This window comes from Halorhabdus sp. SVX81, assembly GCF_029207715.1.
GTDB lineage: Archaea > Halobacteriota > Halobacteria > Halobacteriales > Haloarculaceae > Halorhabdus.
In genome coordinates this window covers 2,430,864-2,448,029 of the sequence record NZ_CP104322.1, presented here as the reverse complement: position 1 = coordinate 2,448,029, position 17,166 = coordinate 2,430,864, and the positions used below count along the sequence as shown (strand labels likewise).

Annotated in this window: 15 protein-coding genes; 9 read left to right on the top strand and 6 right to left on the bottom strand. The window is 64.2% G+C overall.

All coding sequences use genetic code 11. The features are described 5' to 3' along the window. Position 1: 1 nt before the first annotated feature. Positions 2 to 1,024 (bottom strand): ABC transporter permease, encoded by a 1,023-nt coding sequence (locus tag SVXhr_RS12255; protein WP_275737479.1) that lies wholly within the window; start codon positions 1,022 to 1,024, stop codon positions 2 to 4. Positions 1,025 to 1,245: 221 nt separating this feature from the next. Between SVXhr_RS12255 and SVXhr_RS12250 the strand changes: the two genes are divergently transcribed. Continuing rightward, positions 1,246 to 2,385, top strand: a complete 1,140-nt coding sequence (locus SVXhr_RS12250; protein ID WP_275737478.1) for a HEAT repeat domain-containing protein — start codon at positions 1,246 to 1,248, stop codon at positions 2,383 to 2,385. A gap of 193 nt (positions 2,386 to 2,578) precedes the next feature. Here SVXhr_RS12250 and SVXhr_RS12245 read toward each other — a convergent pair whose 3' ends face one another. Then, positions 2,579 to 4,711, bottom strand: coding sequence for a hypothetical protein (locus SVXhr_RS12245; RefSeq protein WP_275737477.1), 2,133 nt, complete (start codon positions 4,709 to 4,711; stop codon positions 2,579 to 2,581). A gap of 343 nt (positions 4,712 to 5,054) precedes the next feature. On the opposite strand from SVXhr_RS12245, the gene SVXhr_RS12240 reads away from it, so the two are divergent. After that, a complete protein-coding gene (locus SVXhr_RS12240) occupies positions 5,055 to 5,282 on the top strand; it encodes a hypothetical protein (protein ID WP_275737476.1) in 228 nt (75 codons plus the stop codon). 142 nt (positions 5,283 to 5,424) lie between these two features. On the opposite strand, the gene thsB is transcribed toward SVXhr_RS12240, so the two are convergent. Next, a complete protein-coding gene (gene thsB / locus SVXhr_RS12235) occupies positions 5,425 to 7,104 on the bottom strand; it encodes a thermosome subunit beta (RefSeq protein WP_345799490.1) in 1,680 nt (559 codons plus the stop codon). 217 nt (positions 7,105 to 7,321) lie between these two features. Then, positions 7,322 to 8,824, bottom strand: a complete 1,503-nt coding sequence (locus SVXhr_RS12230; protein WP_275737475.1) for a globin-coupled sensor protein — start codon at positions 8,822 to 8,824, stop codon at positions 7,322 to 7,324. Between the two features lie 238 nt (positions 8,825 to 9,062). Between SVXhr_RS12230 and hisA the strand changes: the two genes are divergently transcribed. The 5 genes from hisA to SVXhr_RS12205 all read left to right on the top strand — a co-directional run bounded on the left by hisA (position 9,063) and on the right by SVXhr_RS12205 (position 13,542). After that, a complete protein-coding gene (gene hisA, locus SVXhr_RS12225) occupies positions 9,063 to 9,785 on the top strand; it encodes a 1-(5-phosphoribosyl)-5-[(5-phosphoribosylamino)methylideneamino]imidazole-4-carboxamide isomerase (protein ID WP_275737474.1) in 723 nt (240 codons plus the stop codon). Between the two features lie 206 nt (positions 9,786 to 9,991). Continuing rightward, positions 9,992 to 10,975 (top strand): hypothetical protein, encoded by a 984-nt coding sequence (locus tag SVXhr_RS12220; protein ID WP_275737473.1) that lies wholly within the window; start codon positions 9,992 to 9,994, stop codon positions 10,973 to 10,975. Between the two features lie 92 nt (positions 10,976 to 11,067). Further along, positions 11,068 to 11,655, top strand: a complete 588-nt coding sequence (hisB, locus tag SVXhr_RS12215) for an imidazoleglycerol-phosphate dehydratase HisB (protein WP_275737472.1) — start codon at positions 11,068 to 11,070, stop codon at positions 11,653 to 11,655. Next, positions 11,652 to 12,188 carry an amino acid-binding protein gene (locus SVXhr_RS12210; RefSeq protein ID WP_275737471.1) on the top strand — a complete coding sequence of 179 codons (537 nt, stop codon included), beginning with the start codon at positions 11,652 to 11,654 and terminating at the stop codon, positions 12,186 to 12,188. The genes hisB and SVXhr_RS12210 overlap by 4 nt, the downstream gene beginning before the upstream one ends. A 61-nt stretch (positions 12,189 to 12,249) precedes the next feature. Beyond that, on the top strand, positions 12,250 to 13,542 hold the full coding sequence (locus SVXhr_RS12205; protein WP_275737470.1) for a glucose-6-phosphate isomerase: 1,293 nt from the start codon (positions 12,250 to 12,252) through the stop codon (positions 13,540 to 13,542). 26 nt (positions 13,543 to 13,568) lie between these two features. On the opposite strand, the gene SVXhr_RS12200 is transcribed toward SVXhr_RS12205, so the two are convergent. Beyond that, positions 13,569 to 13,742, bottom strand: coding sequence for a hypothetical protein (locus SVXhr_RS12200; RefSeq protein WP_015789865.1), 174 nt, complete (start codon positions 13,740 to 13,742; stop codon positions 13,569 to 13,571). Between the two features lie 43 nt (positions 13,743 to 13,785). Beyond that, positions 13,786 to 14,031: a ferredoxin gene (locus SVXhr_RS12195; protein ID WP_275737469.1), complete on the bottom strand. Its 246-nt coding sequence runs from the start codon at positions 14,029 to 14,031 to the stop codon at positions 13,786 to 13,788. Between the two features lie 84 nt (positions 14,032 to 14,115). Between SVXhr_RS12195 and SVXhr_RS12190 the strand changes: the two genes are divergently transcribed. Further along, positions 14,116 to 16,614: an ATP-dependent DNA helicase gene (locus SVXhr_RS12190; protein ID WP_275737468.1), complete on the top strand. Its 2,499-nt coding sequence runs from the start codon at positions 14,116 to 14,118 to the stop codon at positions 16,612 to 16,614. Beyond that, positions 16,614 to 17,150, top strand: a complete 537-nt coding sequence (gene cgi121 / locus SVXhr_RS12185) for a KEOPS complex subunit Cgi121 (protein WP_275737467.1) — start codon at positions 16,614 to 16,616, stop codon at positions 17,148 to 17,150. Before SVXhr_RS12190 ends, cgi121 begins: the two co-directional genes overlap by 1 nt. Positions 17,151 to 17,166 lie beyond the last annotated feature (16 nt).

The following is a 17,166-nucleotide window of genomic DNA, read 5'->3' as shown; positions in this document are numbered from 1 at the left end:
GTTAGAAACTCTCCCGTGTGGAACCGGTTCCTGCTCGTGGGTCGATCAGCCCGTACGTCAGGTCGGCAAACAGGATCCCGAGGATGGTGATGAACGTGAAAAACAGGAACGCCCCCATCATCAGCGGGTAGTCCTGTCGTTCCAGCGCCTCGAACGTGTAGTATCCCAGCCCGATGTACTGGAAGATCCGTTCGGTGATGACGTTCGAACTGAACAGTCTCGCGATCCCCATCATCATGCCGGTGTAGATCGGCAGGATGGCGTTCCGCGTGAGATACCGCGTCAGGATCCGGTTGACGCTGATCCCCCGGATCTTCGCCGACCGGATGAAGTCCGACCCCATGACCCGGACCGCGTTCCCCCGCATGTTGAGCGACCCGGATGCGAAGCCGACCACGAAACTAGAGAGGATGGGCATCGCACCGTACCGGACCAGTCCGATCATGAACTCCACGTTGAACCCTGGTTCGGCAGTCGGCGGGTATTTCCCACCTTTCGGGAGAAGTTCCCACTGGTACCCCAGGAAGACGAGCATCACGACCGCGACGACGTAGTAGGGAATCGAGTTCATCGCCAGGACGTACGCGACGAGTCCCGAGTCGATCTTGGTTCCCTCGTACCACGCCATGACCGCACCGATGACGATAGTGGCTGTGTATCCGAGCAGGAGGCCGTAGACGCTGATGAACACCGACCACGGCATCGCCCGGAAGAGGATGTCAAAGACCGGCTGGTTGTAGTAGATAGACTCCCCGAAGTTCTGGTTCAGGACGATGTCGGAGGTGTACCCGAGGAACCCTTCGATGATCCCCGAATCGGGATTGATTCCCGTCATCCGTTCGGCCTGCGCGGCGATCTCCGATGGATCCGGCGGCCGCCCCTGTCCGATCCGCTGTTGAATGAGGTCCGCCATGATCGAATCAAGGGGGCTCCCGGGCATCATCCGGTATAACGCGTACGTGATGAACGTCCCGGCGATCAGCGTTATTACCGCCTGTGCGATACGACGTGTGTAGTAACCCATGCTATGCACGTATATGGTGAATTCCACCTATTATATTTTCCGTCATCGACTCCTTTTTACTGTGTCCAATTCGTGGCATATAAATTACCATATGGACGAAAAGGTTTCCGGTAGTTCGCGGGTGGTCCCGGCCGACGGTCCGGTTCGGCACGGTCGTCCCCCGGATGTTCCGTCGACGCGAGCGACAGCGTTTACTGGGCCGGCAGTCGAGCTATGTGGTAATGACCGACGATCGACGTGAGCATGCCACGACGCTCCTTCGGGAGACCCGCTCGGACCCGGATCCTGCGGACGCATCCGAGTTCGATACCATGCTCGGGGCTGACGATCCGACACTCCGTCGGTACGGCCTCGACGGCCTCAAAATACTCGCCCGCCGGGATCCGTCAGTCCTGACCGCCCGCGTCGACCGGATCGCCGCGTTGCTCGAAGACCCCGACCGTGAGGTCCGGGCCGGGGCGAGTGCGATCTACGCGGAGTCGCTCTCGGGCGACCCGGTCCTGGCGGCGGCCGACGTTCTTGTTGACCTTCTCAGTGATTCGTATCCGATCGTCCGATGGAACGCCCTCGAAGCCCTCGTCGAAGCGGCCCGCACTGACCCTGCTGCCTGTGAGGCGTACGTCGAGGACGTCCTGGCGTTCCTCGACGCCGACACCGATCACGTCCGGGCTCATGCGGTCCGGTTTCTGGCTGTCGTCTCGATGGAACGGCCCGAGGCAGTCGTGCCGGCGGCCGACCGGCTCGTTGAGATCCTGCTATCGGCGGGCGATGTCGACGTCGGGATCGATGCCACAGTCCGGCGACAGGCACCCGACCGTGGTTCGCGCGTCGACGACATGGCCGAGCGAGCCCGCGAACGGCAACGTAGCGAGCGACAGGCCGCCGGGCATGCCGTCTTCGGGATCGCGACTGTCGACCCAGACGTGGTTCGACCCGCCGTCGACGACCTCCTGGCCCTGCTTGCGGATCCCGACCCCCAGGTTCGCCAGGTCGCCCTCGACGTGTTGGTTCCCCTCGCTGAGGACGACCCCGGCGCAGTCGATGCACACGTCGAGGCGATCGCCGACTGCCTCGACGATGTGCCGATGGTCCGGGCCAGCGCATCGCAGGCGCTTACGGCTATCAGTCCCGTCGCGAGCGATTCCGTCGCGTCGGCCGCGCTCGATCACGTCGAGGCGATCGCCGATCTGCTCGACCACGATTCACCACCGGTCCGGGCCAGTGCCGCATCGCTGCTGGCGCTGGCCGCCGATCGGGATCCCGATGCGATCGCCGACGTTCGGGCGGAATTAGAGGCGCTTTCCGAGGACGACGTCTCCTTCGTCCGGGAAGCCGCGGCGGATGCGCTCGCCGACCGGTGATCGACTCGTCCCCCTCTCGTGTCGTCGACGGCAATCGAGGTCGGTCGTCCTCGACGGTGTCGACGTGCTGGTTCTCTGTGGACGTAGCGTGAGGCGACCGGACCAAAGCGATAGGAGCACCTCCTGACGTCGAACGCGAAGAAAAAACCGAACGCGATCGGAAATCAGCGAACCGGTGAGACCGTTTCGAGCGTTATTCCTTGTGATCCGCGGGCGGATCGGGGAAGTTCGTGTCGTACTTGAGCTGGGGCATCCCGGCGATCACGCTGTAGTTGCGTGACCCGTACTCCTTGGTGTGGCCCCACATCTCGTGATCGTGTGGCGGGAAGTTGAACCCGCGAACGTCGCCGTAGACTCCGTTGTAGTAGGAGTGGAAGACGAAGTTCGGGAGGTAGTAGTTGAAGTACCGTGCGGCGACTTTCGCCCGGTTGCGCACCTCCTCGATGTCGATCCCGGGCTCGCGTAGGTTCTCGGTCACGGTCTTCATGTCGTAGGTGTCCGCGCCGCCCGGAATGCTGTCGGGCACCTTGAAGGAGCCATCCGGTGCCTCGATCGAGCCGACTTCCGACGGGAGCGGGACCTCCTGGACAGGCCGGCCCAGCCCGTCGACCTCGTTTTCGTCTTGTATATCGAAGTACGGAGCCGTGTCGGGACTGCCCGAGAGCAGCGGGTTCGACCACCACGCGCCGTTGTAGTCGTAGGCACCGGTGATCGTCTGGAAGTTCGCCCACTGCAGCGCGATGTCGTAATCGTAGTCCGGCGGCGAGAGTCGATCGGTGTAGGTGTCCCAGGCTTGCCCGTCGAGCGTGACGCCAAGGCCGAAGTCCTCGAGGTTCGCCATGACGGTCTGGACGCCACCGATCCAGGAGGATTCACCGGAGTTGAACGTCAGGTCCCAGTCCGGACTGTCGCCGTCCGGTCCGACCCAGGACCCGGACTGTTTCTCGTAGCCGGCCTTCCGCATCCACTCGGCGGCCAGTTCTTGATCGGCTTCGATCGGGTAGGTGTAGAGACTGTCGAGGAATTCGTCATCGAAGTTCCCCTCGCTGACGGTCTCGAGCAGTCCGGTGTGGTGGGGGTTGGTTTCCGAGACTTCGGGCCCCCAGCCGTTGGCCCCGACCTGGTTCCAGTCGATCGCGGCGACGGCCGCACGTCGGACCCACAGGCGACCGAGGTGCTTGTTGTTGAAGTTGAAGATGAGGTTGTCCCCGCCGACCTGGAGCCACCGGGAGATCTCCTGGATGTGGTCCGGCACGGACTGACGGTTGATCGACCCCGTCGACTCCGGCAGGACGCCGTTTTCGAGGTCGACCTGTCCACGTGAGCGAACGATCTGTGCGCGGTCCTCGGTCGCGAACTGGATCCGGAGTTCGGGGATGTTGATGTGGTCGTTGGGGTGGTCCTCACGAAGCTTCATCAGGACTTCAGTCCCGCTGACGTCGTCGCTGGACTCGATCTTGTAGGGACCGCCCCCCCAGCCCTCGTCGGCGTATCGTCCCACGGAGATACTGTCACCCTCGAGTTCGTTGGTGACCTCGGTCATCGCTTCCTGATTTGCCGTGTCCGCGTACTTCTCGGCGTACGGCGTCGTGAACGACGGGTGCATCGGCATCGCCTCGGTCTGGGCGACACCTTCGACGGTGTCGCTCTGCATGACGTAGGCGTTGGTACCGTCGTCCGGGAGTTCGGATTCGCCCGTCGGCGCGTTGGAGTTGCGTGGCTCCAGCCGCCGCGTGCCATCATTGTACCAGAAGTGATGTCGGAACTGCTCGACGGCCTCGGACTTGAACGCCTCGTCAGCGTTGAAGATCAGCCCGTCGTACCCGTAGTAGACGTAGTCGTGTTCAACCCGGGCCTCGGCGTCGATGGGCGTCTCCTCGTCCCAGTAGTAGAGGTCCTGGTTGTACGTGTTGTACATGTCGTACGGCGGTTCCGCGGTGTAATCCGTGATCATCGCCGGGATCTCGACCTCTTCGAGCCCGTCGACGTGGGGCATCGAGTACGTGTGGCCGTCGATGATGATGTCGATCTCCTGGGTCCGGGCGGATGAGAGTTCCGTCATCCAGTTTTTCCCGGTAGAGGCGTCTCCCGTCTGCCAGGTACTCATGTTGGCCTGCTCGAGGACGTTGTTGTCGACGACGTTGAACGTCTGGCTGACGGGCTCTTCCCCGCCTTCGTCGGTGCCCCCGTTGCCGTTCTCTTCCCCGGTATTGTTGCCGCTCCCGTCGTCGCCACACCCAGCGACACCGGCGACGCTGGCCGCGACGATCGCTTGAACATATTGGCGTCTGGACAGTTCATCCAGCGGATTATTGGGTCTCCGCATGGTACGATATTCTCAATCAGACATTAATAAAGCTTTCCATTATAATTTCACTCCGATATTCTAATAACGAAACCACGGGGGAACGTGATGTGGGGTCATTCGGTCCAGAACTGTTTCTTATCGGAGCGTCTCGAAGCCGATCCTCTCTCAGCGTAATGTAATACGTATAATTTGTAAGAAAAAGAACTTGTAGCAGATGGGTACGCATCTCCCAACGGTGTTCTCGCGTGTGCGTGTGCGAACAGATATACCACGGACGCCAAGGGGAAACGTTTTTTCAACCGAAGGCGAGACTCATACGCATGTCCACGGGCCAGACCGACTTCGAGTGGGAGGATGAATCATGACGGACGGGCCATCGATGTTCATGGTTGAGATCTGTGATCGCCGGATGCAGTTTTTCTATATCTTTGCGTTTTCGCTGTTCTTTCTGTTGCTCATGGTCCCATACCTGTTTATTTTGGATCCGACCTCGGCCGTCTACGTCGTTTCTGCGCTCAACGCGTTCGGTCTCGGGACGTTTGCGCTTCTCAGCGGCGTCGCGATTCTATACTGCAAACGGAATTTCTGATCGCGGTGGCGTCACTCTCAACGGGCCGGTCTGAACCATCCGATATCCACACGTTCTTCGCCGCGGCTCGGTGCCTGGTTTCGGCGACCTCGAAAAGGATGTCGATCAGCCGCTGTTCGTCGACGGCAGGACGGAACCCCGCTTACATCATGCCGCCCATGCCGCCCATACCGCCCATGCCGCCGCCCATACCGCCCATGCCGCCGCCCTGGCCTTCCTGTTCGTCCTCGTAGTCCTCACCCAGCGCGGTGGCCGAGATGATGTCGTCGATCTTGAGCACGAGGTTCGCGGCCTCGACCGCACTGGAGACCGCCTGGGACTTCGCGTGGGCCGGTTCGACGACGCCTGCCTCGAACGTATCGACGACATCGCCGTCGAAGACGTCCAGCCCGGCGTGGCCGTCGCCATTCTCGTGGGCCGCCCGGAGTTCGACGAGCGTGTCGATCGAGTCGAGTCCGGCGTTCTCCGCGAGCACGCGCGGGATGAGGTCGAAGGCGTCGGCGAAGGCCTCGACGGCGAGCTGTTCGCGACCGCTGACGCCGTCGGCGTACTCCCGGAGTCGGCCGGCGAGTTCGACCTCGGTCGCCCCGCCGCCGGCCAGTACCCGGCCGTCGGAGATCGTCGCCGCGACGACGTCGAGCGCGTCGGTGATGCCGCGTTCGAGTTCGTCACTGACGTGCTCGGTCGACCCGCGGACCACCAGCGTCACACCGTGGCTGTCGTCACTTTCGACGATATACCAGCCGTCTTCGGGGTCACGCGTGATGTCGCCCGTCGCGAGATCCTGGTCCGAGAGCGTCTCGAAGTCCAGGTCCGAGTGGAGCTGGGTCCCCAGGACTTCGCTCAGGAACTCGATGTCGCTGCGCTTGATCTGGCTGATCGAGAGGATCCCCTCCCGCGCGAGCAGGTGCTGGGCCATCTCGTCGATCGACTTCTTCGAGAGCACGACGTCGACACCGGCATCGACGACCGCATCGACCTTCTCCCGAAGCTGTTGTTCTTCCTGCTCGATGAACTCCTGGAGCTGCTCGGGATCGTCGACGCTGAGCTGGGCGTCGTTCTCCATCTCGTTGACCGTAAAGGGTGCATCGAGCAGCAGAATGTCGGCGTCTTCGGCTTCTTCCGGCATGTCCTCGTGGTCGGGATCCGTGTCGATGGTTCCGCCATTGACGAGCTGGGAATCAGCAACCGGTCGGCCGGGTTTGGCTTTGATGTCGACGAACTCCAGGTCGACGACCGTCGAGCCGTCTTCGGCATCGACGGCGACGGCCTGGGCCGTCTCGACGACCAGATCCGAGAGGAGATCGAGATTGAGTTCCGCGCCCTTGCCGGTCATGCTCGTCGCCGCGACGCTTTTGAGCATCTCCTCGTCTCCGGGCTCGACCGGGACCGCGATGTCGTCGATCTCGTCGCGGGCCTGCGTTGCCGCCATGTCGTACCCGCGGATGATCGACGTCGGGTGGATGTCCTGTTCGAGCAACTCCTCGGCGTTTTTCAGGAGCTCGCCCGCGAGCGAGACGGCCGTCGTCGTGCCGTCGCCGGCCTCGTCCTCCTGGGTCTGGGCGACCTCGACGATCATCTTCGCCGTCGGGTTCTCGATGTCCATCTCCTCGAGGATCGTCACGCCGTCGTTCGTGACGGTGACGTCCCCGATCGAGGACACCAGCATCTTGTCCATCCCCTTCGGTCCGAGCGTCGAGCGGACCGACTCGGCGACCGCGCGGGCGGCCGAGATGTTGTGGCTCTGGGCGTCTTCGTCCTTGAGGCGATCCGCATCCTCGCCGAGGACGATCATCGGCTGTCCCTGCATGCGCTGGCTCATAAGTCGGTAGCATGTTTGTCTGTGGTTCTATATAAGTGTGCGGGTTTCGATCGACTCGTGGACCGACGACAACGCAATCACGAAACCAATGAAATGCACTATAATGGCTACAGCGGCGATTAGATGCCGGAATTGCACAGTTCGGGGTACACGCCTCCAGAGACTGGGGCAAATATACTTATATGAGAAATCGAGGTGTGAACGAGCGCCCGTCCGGTTACGATTCCCGGTTCAATTCCCGGATCGATTCACGGATCTGGCGGACGTTGGCGGATTGCTCCTGGTTTGCGGCCGCAATGTCGTTGACCTCCTCGGCGATCGTCTCGGCCTGGCCGACGAGTTCGTCGACCATCGAGGCGACTTCCTCGGTGCTTGCGGCCTGGTCGTCGGTCGCTTCGGCGACTTCCTGGATGCCACGGGACGTCTCAGTGACGGCCTCGACGATGTCCTCTAGGTTCTCCATGGCGGCCTCGACGCGGGCGATACCGTCCTGGACCTGTTCGGTCGTCTCTGCGAGACTCTCGACGGTCTCGTCGGTGTCGTCCTGAATCGCCGCGACCATCTCCTCGATCTCGCCCGCGTGTTCCTGGGACTCCCCGGCAAGACTCTTGACCTCGTCGGCCACGACGGCGAAGCCGTCGCCGGCCTCGCCGGCACGGGCGGCCTCGATCGAGGCGTTCAACGCGAGGATGTTCGTCTGCTCGGCGATGTCGTTGATGACCTCGACGACTTCGTCGATCTCGCCGACGCGATCCTGCAGGCGGTCGACGTCTTCGGCGACGTCCGCCGCAGAGTCGTCGACCGCCTGCATGACGTCGATCGCCTCGGTGGCTGCGTCCCGTCCGTCTTCAGCGAGGCGTTCGGCCTCGGCACTGGTGGCATCGACGTCGTCGGCTGTCGCCGCGATCTCCTCGATCGTCGCACTCATGTTCGAGACCTCGCCCGACACCTCGCTGACGCTGTCGACCTGTTCGTCGGCGATCGAACTGATCTGCCCCGCGCTGTCTGCGAGATCGTCGGCCGCCGCCTGTGTTTCGTCGACTGCCGTCTCGACCTCGCTGGCGACTGTCCGTCGACGGTCGAGTTCCGCCTCGACGCGCTGGTTGTAGGCGTGAATGTAGGTGTCCATCGCCACCTGCTGGTCGAGGTTGAGCAACTTCAGCGCCGAGAGCGACCGTTCGACGACCGCGTCGACCGCCTCTTCGGGGCTCAGTTCGTCCGTGTCGTTGCCGGCAGACTCCCCTTGCCCGGCGAGTTCGGATTTGACGTCGTCGGCGATCATCTCCATGATGCCCTGGTAGTAGATGACGTAGGCCCCGAGATAGAATCGCGGCCCCATATCGAGCATGTCGTGGAGTTTGCCGATTCGTGCCCGCCGGTCGAAGTAGTCCTGGCCGTACTCGCCGTCCCCTAGCGCCCGGAGGTACGCCGACTGGGTCCGTTTGAGTGCCTCGATGCCCTTGCTGGAGCGCCCCATCACGTCGACGGCGTCACCGAACTCCTGGAGGTGATCGTAGAACTCCCCGGCGAGCTCGTCGGCGAGCTCATCGAACTCCGCCTCCATGTCGGCCAGTCGCCTCGCGTCTTTCTCGTCGAACTGGGTGAAGCCCTTTCGCCAGGTAATCTCCTCTCCGTCGATCCCGATCTCGTCGGTGAGGGTCGAGCCATCGACCCGACCCCGTCGCTGTGCATCGATCACGTCGTCATCTGTCGGTGGCATGGGTCTCACTGTCAGTGGAACACGTCGACCCCTCACGTCGGTGTTCGGGGGAACGACTGTTTCACTTTGGGCTTGTTATCTTCTGGGGCCTATTAATCGGCGTCCTCCCAGTTTCAAATATGATTTCAAAAAGGGAGGGCTATATAGATGTACTTTTCATACCTTTTGGAAGTTCTCATGGTGGGTCAGGGCGGCTTCGATCGATACGTTTTCCCCCCGTGCCGGCCGATCCAGGCGCATGTTCCCGGACTTTACGGTCATCCCGGCAGTCGACATGCAGGAGGGGCAGGTCGTCCAGCTCGTCGGCGGCGAGCGCGGGACTGGCAAGACGTACGGCGACCCCGTCAGCGCGGCCGAACGGTGGGTCGGGGCGGGCGCGGAAACCCTGCACCTGATCGATCTCGACGGTGCGTTCGAGGGCGAACGCGCCAACGCCGACGCCATCGCGGCGATCCGGGCAGCCGTCGATGTCGACCTCCAACTCGGCGGCGGCATTCGCACGGCCGAGGACGCCCGGGCTCTCCTCGATGCGGGCGTCGATCGCGTCATCCTCGGGACGGCCGCCGTCGAGGATCCCGAGATCGTCGCCGAGATCAGCGAGACCCATCCGGACAGCGTGCTCGTCAGCCTGGATGCCAGCGACGGCGAGGTCGTCGTCTCGGGGTGGACCGAGTCGACCGGTCTCGACCCGGCGAAAGCCGCCGGCAGGTACGCCGAGTTGGGCGCGGTGGGCATCCTCTTCACGGATGTCGACGTCGAGGGGCAACTGGCAGGTGTCCGGACCGGGCCCGTCGAACGCGTCGTCGAGGCCGTCGACATCCCCGTGATCGCCAGCGGCGGCGTGGCGACCATCGACGACGTTCGCGATCTGAAAGACGCTGGCGCGGCGGCAGTCGTCGTCGGCAGCGCACTTTACGAGGGCGCGTTCACACTGCAAGAGGCGATCGCCGCCGTCGAGTGAGCCGGCGACGGGTACCTGACTTGTCATGTACTTCCCGGTCGCCACCGGAATCGGTGTTCCCTCATCCATCCCCGTCGTCCGGCGCTTGATCTCGACCCGGGACGGGTTCGGGGAGCGACACCGTGCGGTCAGGGAAGTAGCACTGTCTCACCCGGGATTTCCTTACGACGGTAAAACATATTACTCCGCCAGATTACGTCGTCGGTATGGTCGATCGACGTGGTTTCGTTCTCGGTTCAGGGACGGTGCTGACTGCAGCGCTCGCCGGGTGTACAGCTATCCCCGGAACGGGCGGTGTGGACCCCCATCCTGTGGAGCGGTTCGTACCGCAAGCGACGGCAGTGAGCGAGTACGGCCCAACGCTCCGGGACAACGAGTATACCGTCTGGAGCGTCGACGCCGCAGCCCTCCGTTCCGAGGTAGAGTCGCTATCCGAAGACGCCCGTTCCCAGTTCGACGTCGAAATCCCGGCCCGACACGGCGTGTCGCACTCGGAGTTCGGAATCGAGTACGGGGCGGTTGACGATATCGTCTTCCTTGGAACTCCCGAAATAAATGCGGTTCCACGGGGCGTCGATCACCTCGGGCGACTCGTGGCCTCGATCACGGTCGGCGACTTCGATCAGGGCGATGTCGTCGACGCCGTCGGCGATGAATTCCGGCGCAACGACGACGGCGAGGTCGTCGTATTCAGCGACGGCGACCTGTCGTATGCGGCCGGTGACGGCTGGCTCGTCTGCGGGTTCGACCCAGTCGTTCGCACGATCGTCGACACCCGACGCGACAACGTACAGCGATACGTCGCTGTCACACCGGCGATCGAATCGATCGTGACTACACTCGCCGATGCGACGTTCCTCTCGGCGACCAAGCACGACCGCCACGAGCGGACGGACGTCGAGGACGAAACCATCGAGGGACAGGTCGCCGAGGGGTTCGGCTACGATTTCACCGGGGAAACAGCGTCGATCGAAGCGGTTCTCGTCTTCGAGGACGCGGCCGTAGTCGACGAGGAGGCGGTGACGGAATGGGCGCAGGAAACCCTGTTGAACGTCCCCGAACCGACGGTTGCCGCCGACGGAGCCACGGTGACGATCACGGGCGACACTGACACGGACGTGCTCCGATACGCCACGATCGCCTTTCTCCCGTTCTCGTTTGCGACCGGGAGCGAACAATCCACCACCTAGGGACACGCCGTTCCGCGGTGCATGATCCGGTTCCCGAGATCCCGCTCTTCGAAGGCACAATCACCAAATACGAGGGGGGTGTGTATCGACCCATGACCGACCGGACCGCCGCAGTCACCCGCGAGACGGGCGAGACCGACATCGAGGTGACGCTCGATCTCGACGGCGACGGGGAGTCGACCGTCGAGACGGGGATCGGCTTCTTCGACCACATGCTCGATGCGTTCGCCACGCACGGCCTGTTCGATCTGACCGTCCGATGTGACGGCGATCTCGCTGTCGACGACCACCACACCGTCGAGGACGTCGCGATCACGCTCGGCGAAGCGTTCACCGAGGCGCTGGGCGAGAAACGCGGGATCGACCGCTTCGCCGACCGGCGGGTCCCCTTAGACGAGGCCGTCGCGACCGTCGTCGTGGACGTGAGTGGCCGCCCTTACTTCGAGTTCGAGGGTGAATTCTCCCAGGCCACTGTCGGGGAGTTCACCAGTGTCATGGCGAAGCACTTCCTGCGCTCGCTCGCGATGAACGCCGGCCTCACCCTGCACGCGAGCGTCGAGGGCGAAAACGCCCACCACGAGGTCGAGGCGCTGTTCAAAGGGTTGGCCCGGGCACTCGATGACGCGACGCGGATCGACGAGCGGCGCGCCGACGCTCCCTCGACGAAAGGCCAGTTATGACTGACGAATCGGCCACGGACGAATCGGCCTCCTTCGAAGCGATCATGGAAAAGTTCGAGGACAGCCCGAGCCAGCAGCGGGTCATCCGGCTGTTGCTCGAACGCGGGTTCTCGGTCAACGACGACGGTCGGGTCGTCTCGGGTGGGATCGAGATCCCGAACACGGGTATCGCCCGCGAGGTGGATGTCGACCGCCGGGTCGTCGACGCGACGACTGATGCCATCCTGGAGGACCCACAGTTGCGGCGGATCTTCCAGAACATCTCGGCGATCCCGAGCCTGATGGATCTCGCGCCGGTGCTGGATCTGGCGGTGATGACCGTCGCCGTCCGCGAGGCCGAGGAGTCGGGCATCGTCGCGACCGTGACCGAACTCCTCGCCGACCGGGACATCTCCATCCGGCAGGTCATCACCGAGGACCCGGAGTTCACCGACCAGCCGCGACTCTACGTCATCACTGACGACGCCGTGCCGGGTGACCTGCTCAACGAGATCCGCGAACTGGCGTTCGTCCACAAGATCGAATTGCAGTAGTCGAGCCGCTCCGCCAGCGTTGATCGACAAAGGTAGGTGGGAGCCACTGGATGACGTTCGTATGCAGGTAGACATCGGAAACGCACTCGCCGAGGTCGCCACGCCGGGGATTCCCCGTGAAGCACTCGAACGACTCGACGATCGCGTCGCCGCGGCCCACGCCCGCATCGAGGACGGCCGAGCGAACGACGAACACGGCTACGCGACGCTGAACCAGCCCGACAACGTCGACGTCGATGCGATCCAGGAAGCGGTCGAGCCCTTCGCGGACTGTGAGACGCTGATCAACGTCGGGATCGGCGGCAGCGCGCTGGGCGCGGCGACGATCTCGGCCGCTCTCGACAGCGACGTCGACGCCTACTATCTCGACAACGTCGATCCGAAGTGGGTCGCCGATCATCTCGACGACATTGACCTCTCGAAGACGGCACTCAACGTCGTCTCCAAATCCGGAATGACCGCCGAGACGCTGTCGAACTTCCTCGTCGTGCGCGAGGCGATGGAAGACGCAGGGGTCGACTGGACCGAACGAACCTGGGTCACGACCGGACCGGAGGGCAACCTCCGGGATCTCGCCGAGAAACACGACCTGCCGTCGCTTCCCGTTCCTGACGGCGTTCCCGGCCGCTTTTCGGTGCTCTCGACGGTCGGACTCGCGGCAGCCGCACTGCAGGGCCACGACATCGAGGCGATCCTCGACGGTGCCCGTGACGCCGACGACGCGCTCGGCCCGTCGCTGTTCGACTCGCCCGCCTACGCCTACGGCGCGGTCAACTACGCCCTCGACCAGCGCGGAGCCGGGATCAACGTCCAGTTGCCCTACGCCGAATCCCTGGAAACCTACGCCGAATGGTACTCACAGCTGTGGGCCGAGAGCGTCGGCAAGGACGGCGTCGGCCAGACGCCCGTCCGGGCGCTTGGCGCGACCGACCAGCACTCCCAGCTCCAGCTCTACCGGGCCGGCCCCCACGACAAGATGGTCACGTTCATCCGGCCAACGGAGCGGGCGGACACGACGATCCCCGAGACAGACCTGGCGGGGCTCTCGTATCTCGGCGGGTCGACGCTGGGCGAACTTATCGACGCCGAGTTCGAGGCTACCGAGGCCAGCCTCGCGAATGCGGGACTGCCGAACGTCCGCATCGAGATCGACCGCGTCGACGAGGCGGCGATCGGCGAGTTGCTCTACAGCATGGAGGCGGCGACGATCCTCGCGGGCGAACTCTACAATGTCGATGCATTCGTCCAACCGGCCGTCGAATGGGGCAAGAAGGCCACCCGCGGCCTGCTCGGCGGCGGCGACTTCGAGGAAGCCGACGAGGTCGCCGAGAAGACCGAGCTGACGATCGAGTGAGGGCGTTCAGGCCGCTGCAGACTCGATTATTCCGCTCGAAACGACTCGATCAGGTCGGATTTCGACTCGAACGCCCGATCGACCATCCGATCGAGGAGTTCATTTTTCGACACGCTGTGGCCCGTCTCGCGCTCGATTTCGGCCTGCAACTGTTCGAGCTTCTCGTTCGTCTCCGCTATGATTGGAACAGTCGGTGCCATACGAGTTGTCAGCGGACACGACAAAATATAGCTTTCTACAAACTCACGGCACCAACTGCTCGCCCTCGTCGTCGTAGACCGTGATCGCGTCGACCGGGCACGTCCGGGCGGCGAACTTCGCGTCGAGTTCCTCGTCCGCCGCCACGTCGAGTGTCACCATGCCATCGTCCGTCTCCTCGCCATCGACGAGCACGGCTTTCCCGGCGTCCTCGTCCCGTTCGAAGGCATCGTACTCGACGACGCACTGGAACATCCCGATGCAAGTCTCCCGATCGAATGCAATGCGCATGGGCCTCCCTCGGGGCCGGCCATACATAAGACTCTCCGCCGACGAACGAACCCTTAAACCGGGGGCCGACCCAAAACATGCCCAATGGACGTTGCGGACATTCCGGGGGTACCCGCGTGGTTGCCCGAGCACCTGCAGGCGGAGGGCATCGAGGAGTTGTATCCACCACAGGCCGAGGCCGTCGAAGGTGGCGTCACCGACGGGGCGAACCTCGTCGCGAGCGTGCCCACGGCCAGTGGCAAGACTCTCATCGCCGAACTCGCGATGTTCTCGGCGATCACGGACGGGGAAGGCGATGAAGCGGACGACGACGAAGGTGTAGACCACGCGGCGGAAACTGACGGCACCGCGCTCTACATCGTGCCGCTCCGGGCGCTCGCCAGCGAGAAACGCACCGAGTTCGAACAGTTCGAGGCCTACGGCCTGGAGGTGGGCGTCTCGACGGGCAACTACGAGAGCGACGGCGGGTGGCTCGCCGATAAAGACGTCGTGGTCGCCACCAGCGAGAAGGTCGATTCCCTCGTGCGAAACGATGCGCCATGGATCGACGACCTCGACTGCGTCGTGGCCGACGAGGTCCACCTCGTCGACGACGGCGAGCGCGGCCCGACCCTGGAGGTCACGCTCGCCAAACTTCGAAAGCGCAACCCGGATCTCCAGACGGTGGCGCTGTCGGCGACCATCGGCAACGCCGACGCGCTCGCCGAGTGGCTCGACGCCGAACTCGTCGACTCGACCTGGCGGCCCATCGACCTGAAAAAAGGCGTCCACTACGGGCAGGCGCTCCATCTCGAAGACGGCAACCAGAAGCTCCTCTCCGTCCGGAACAGCGAGAAGCAGACGGCGGCCATCGTGCGGGACACGCTGGAGGACGACGGCTCGACGCTGGTGTTCGTCAACTCACGGCGGAACGCCGAGGCCGCGGCCCGCCGGCTCGCGTCGACGACCGAACCGCACCTCGATGGCGAGGAACGCGAGCGACTCGCCGAGATCGCGGCGGAGATCCGCGATGTCAGCGACACCGAGACCAGCGACGATCTGGCCGACGCCGTCGAGGGTGGCGCGGCCTTCCATCACGCCGGGCTCTCCCGGGAACATCGTTCGCTCGTCGAGGACGCCTTCCAGGAGCGTCTCGTGAAGGTCATTTCGGCGACCCCGACGCTTGCGGCGGGCGTCAACACCCCCTCCCGGCGCGTCGTCGTCCGGGACTGGCGGCGCTACGACGGGACTGCGGGCGGGATGCAGCCGCTCTCCGTGCTGGAGGTCCACCAGATGATGGGCCGGGCGGGCCGACCCGGGCTGGATCCGTACGGGGAGGCCCTCCTGCTCGCGAGCAGCCACGACGAACTCGACGAATTGTTCGAGCGCTACGTCTGGGCCGACCCCGAACCCGTCCAGTCGAAACTCGCCGCCGAACCCGCACTCCGGACGCACATCCTCTCGACGGTGGCTTCGGGGTTCGCAAACTCCCGCGCGGGGCTGCTGGACTTCCTCGAAGCCACGCTCTATGCCAGCCAGACGACCGAGGGCGGCCGCCTGGAGACGGTCGTCGACGAGGTGATCGCCTACCTCGAGGCCAACGACTTCCTCACGCGCGAAGACGACGGGGACGGCACCCTTCGGGCCACATCCATCGGCCAGACTGTCTCGCGACTCTACCTCGACCCGATGAGCGCGGCGGAGATGCTCGACGGCTTGCGCGAGTTCGAGCGGACGGCCGGGGAGCGATCGACTCGATCACCCCACGACGGGGAGCGGGACGACGAGCCGCCGGGCTTCGAGCCGGCCAGCGAACTGGTGTCGGACGCGGGCGACGACATCGGTGAGTCCGACGACACTGACGACACCCCCCAGCCGACGGCGATGGGACTGTACCACCTCGTCTCCCGGACGCCGGACATGTACGAACTCTACCTTCGGTCGGGCGACGAGGAGGAGTATTCCATGGAGGCCTACGAGCGCGAAGCGGAGTTCCTCGGCGCGATGCCCAGCGAGTTCGAGGAGGGTCGCTTCGAGGACTGGCTGTCGGCGCTGAAGACCGCCCGACTCCTCGAAGACTGGGCCGACGAGGTCGAGGAGGGAACCATCACCGAGCGCTACGGCGTCGGGCCGGGCGACATCCGTGGGAAGGTCGAGACGGCGTCCTGGCTGCTCAACGCCGCCGAGCGGCTGGCCGGCGAGGTTGGCCTGGACGTGACGCCGGCGATCAGGGAAGCTCGCGTGCGCGTCGAACACGGCGTCCGGGCGGAACTCGTCGACCTCGCGGGCGTCCGCGGCGTGGGTCGCAAGCGCGCCCGCCGACTGTTCGCCGCCGGCATCGAGTCCCGCGAGGATCTCCGGGAGGCCGAGAAGGGGGTCGTGTTGGGAGCGTTGCGTGGCCGGGAGAAGACCGCCGAGAACATTCTGGCAAACGCCGGCCACCGCGATCCATCGATGGATGGGGTGACGCCGGTCGAACCGGACGGGACCCCCTCGCCGGCGGGGGGCGGCGACGGCGAGACAGCCGCCAACGGCGCTGGCACCGCCGAACGGGACGGTGACGAGGACGACGCTGCCGATCAGTCAAGCCTGGGTGACTTCTGATGGAGGTAATCGAAGGGACGCTTCGGATCGACGAGCTGGACGCGTTTCTCGATCGACTCGATGCGATCGGCAACGAGCACGGCGTGGCGGTCCAGGCGTTCGACGCGCGATACGTCGCCGGTCGCGAGCACCTCAGACGGGCCTGCGAACTGGCCGATCGCGCACACGCGCGAGATGAGATGATCGCCCGCGATCCCGGCGTTGAGATCCTGCTGTACGCGGCCGGTCGCCGCCAGATCCAGGACGCCCTGACCATGGGCGTCTCCCGCGGTGAGCAGCCGGCGGTCGTCGTCTGTCACGCCGTGGGTGGCCGGCAGAGTGCGGGCGGTGGCGACAGCGTGACCGAACGCGAACGGGCCGCCCGCACGGTCGTCGAGGCGATGGAATGTATTGGGTCGGCCGAGACGCTTGGACTCTCTGACCCAGAACTGATCGCCGATTTCTTCGACATCACCGACGCTGAACGGGCCGCGACCGACGCGACGCTGTCGGATCTCGTGTGTGAACGTGTTGCGATGCTGGTGGTCGAGAAGTAGCCCCGGACTGCTCCCC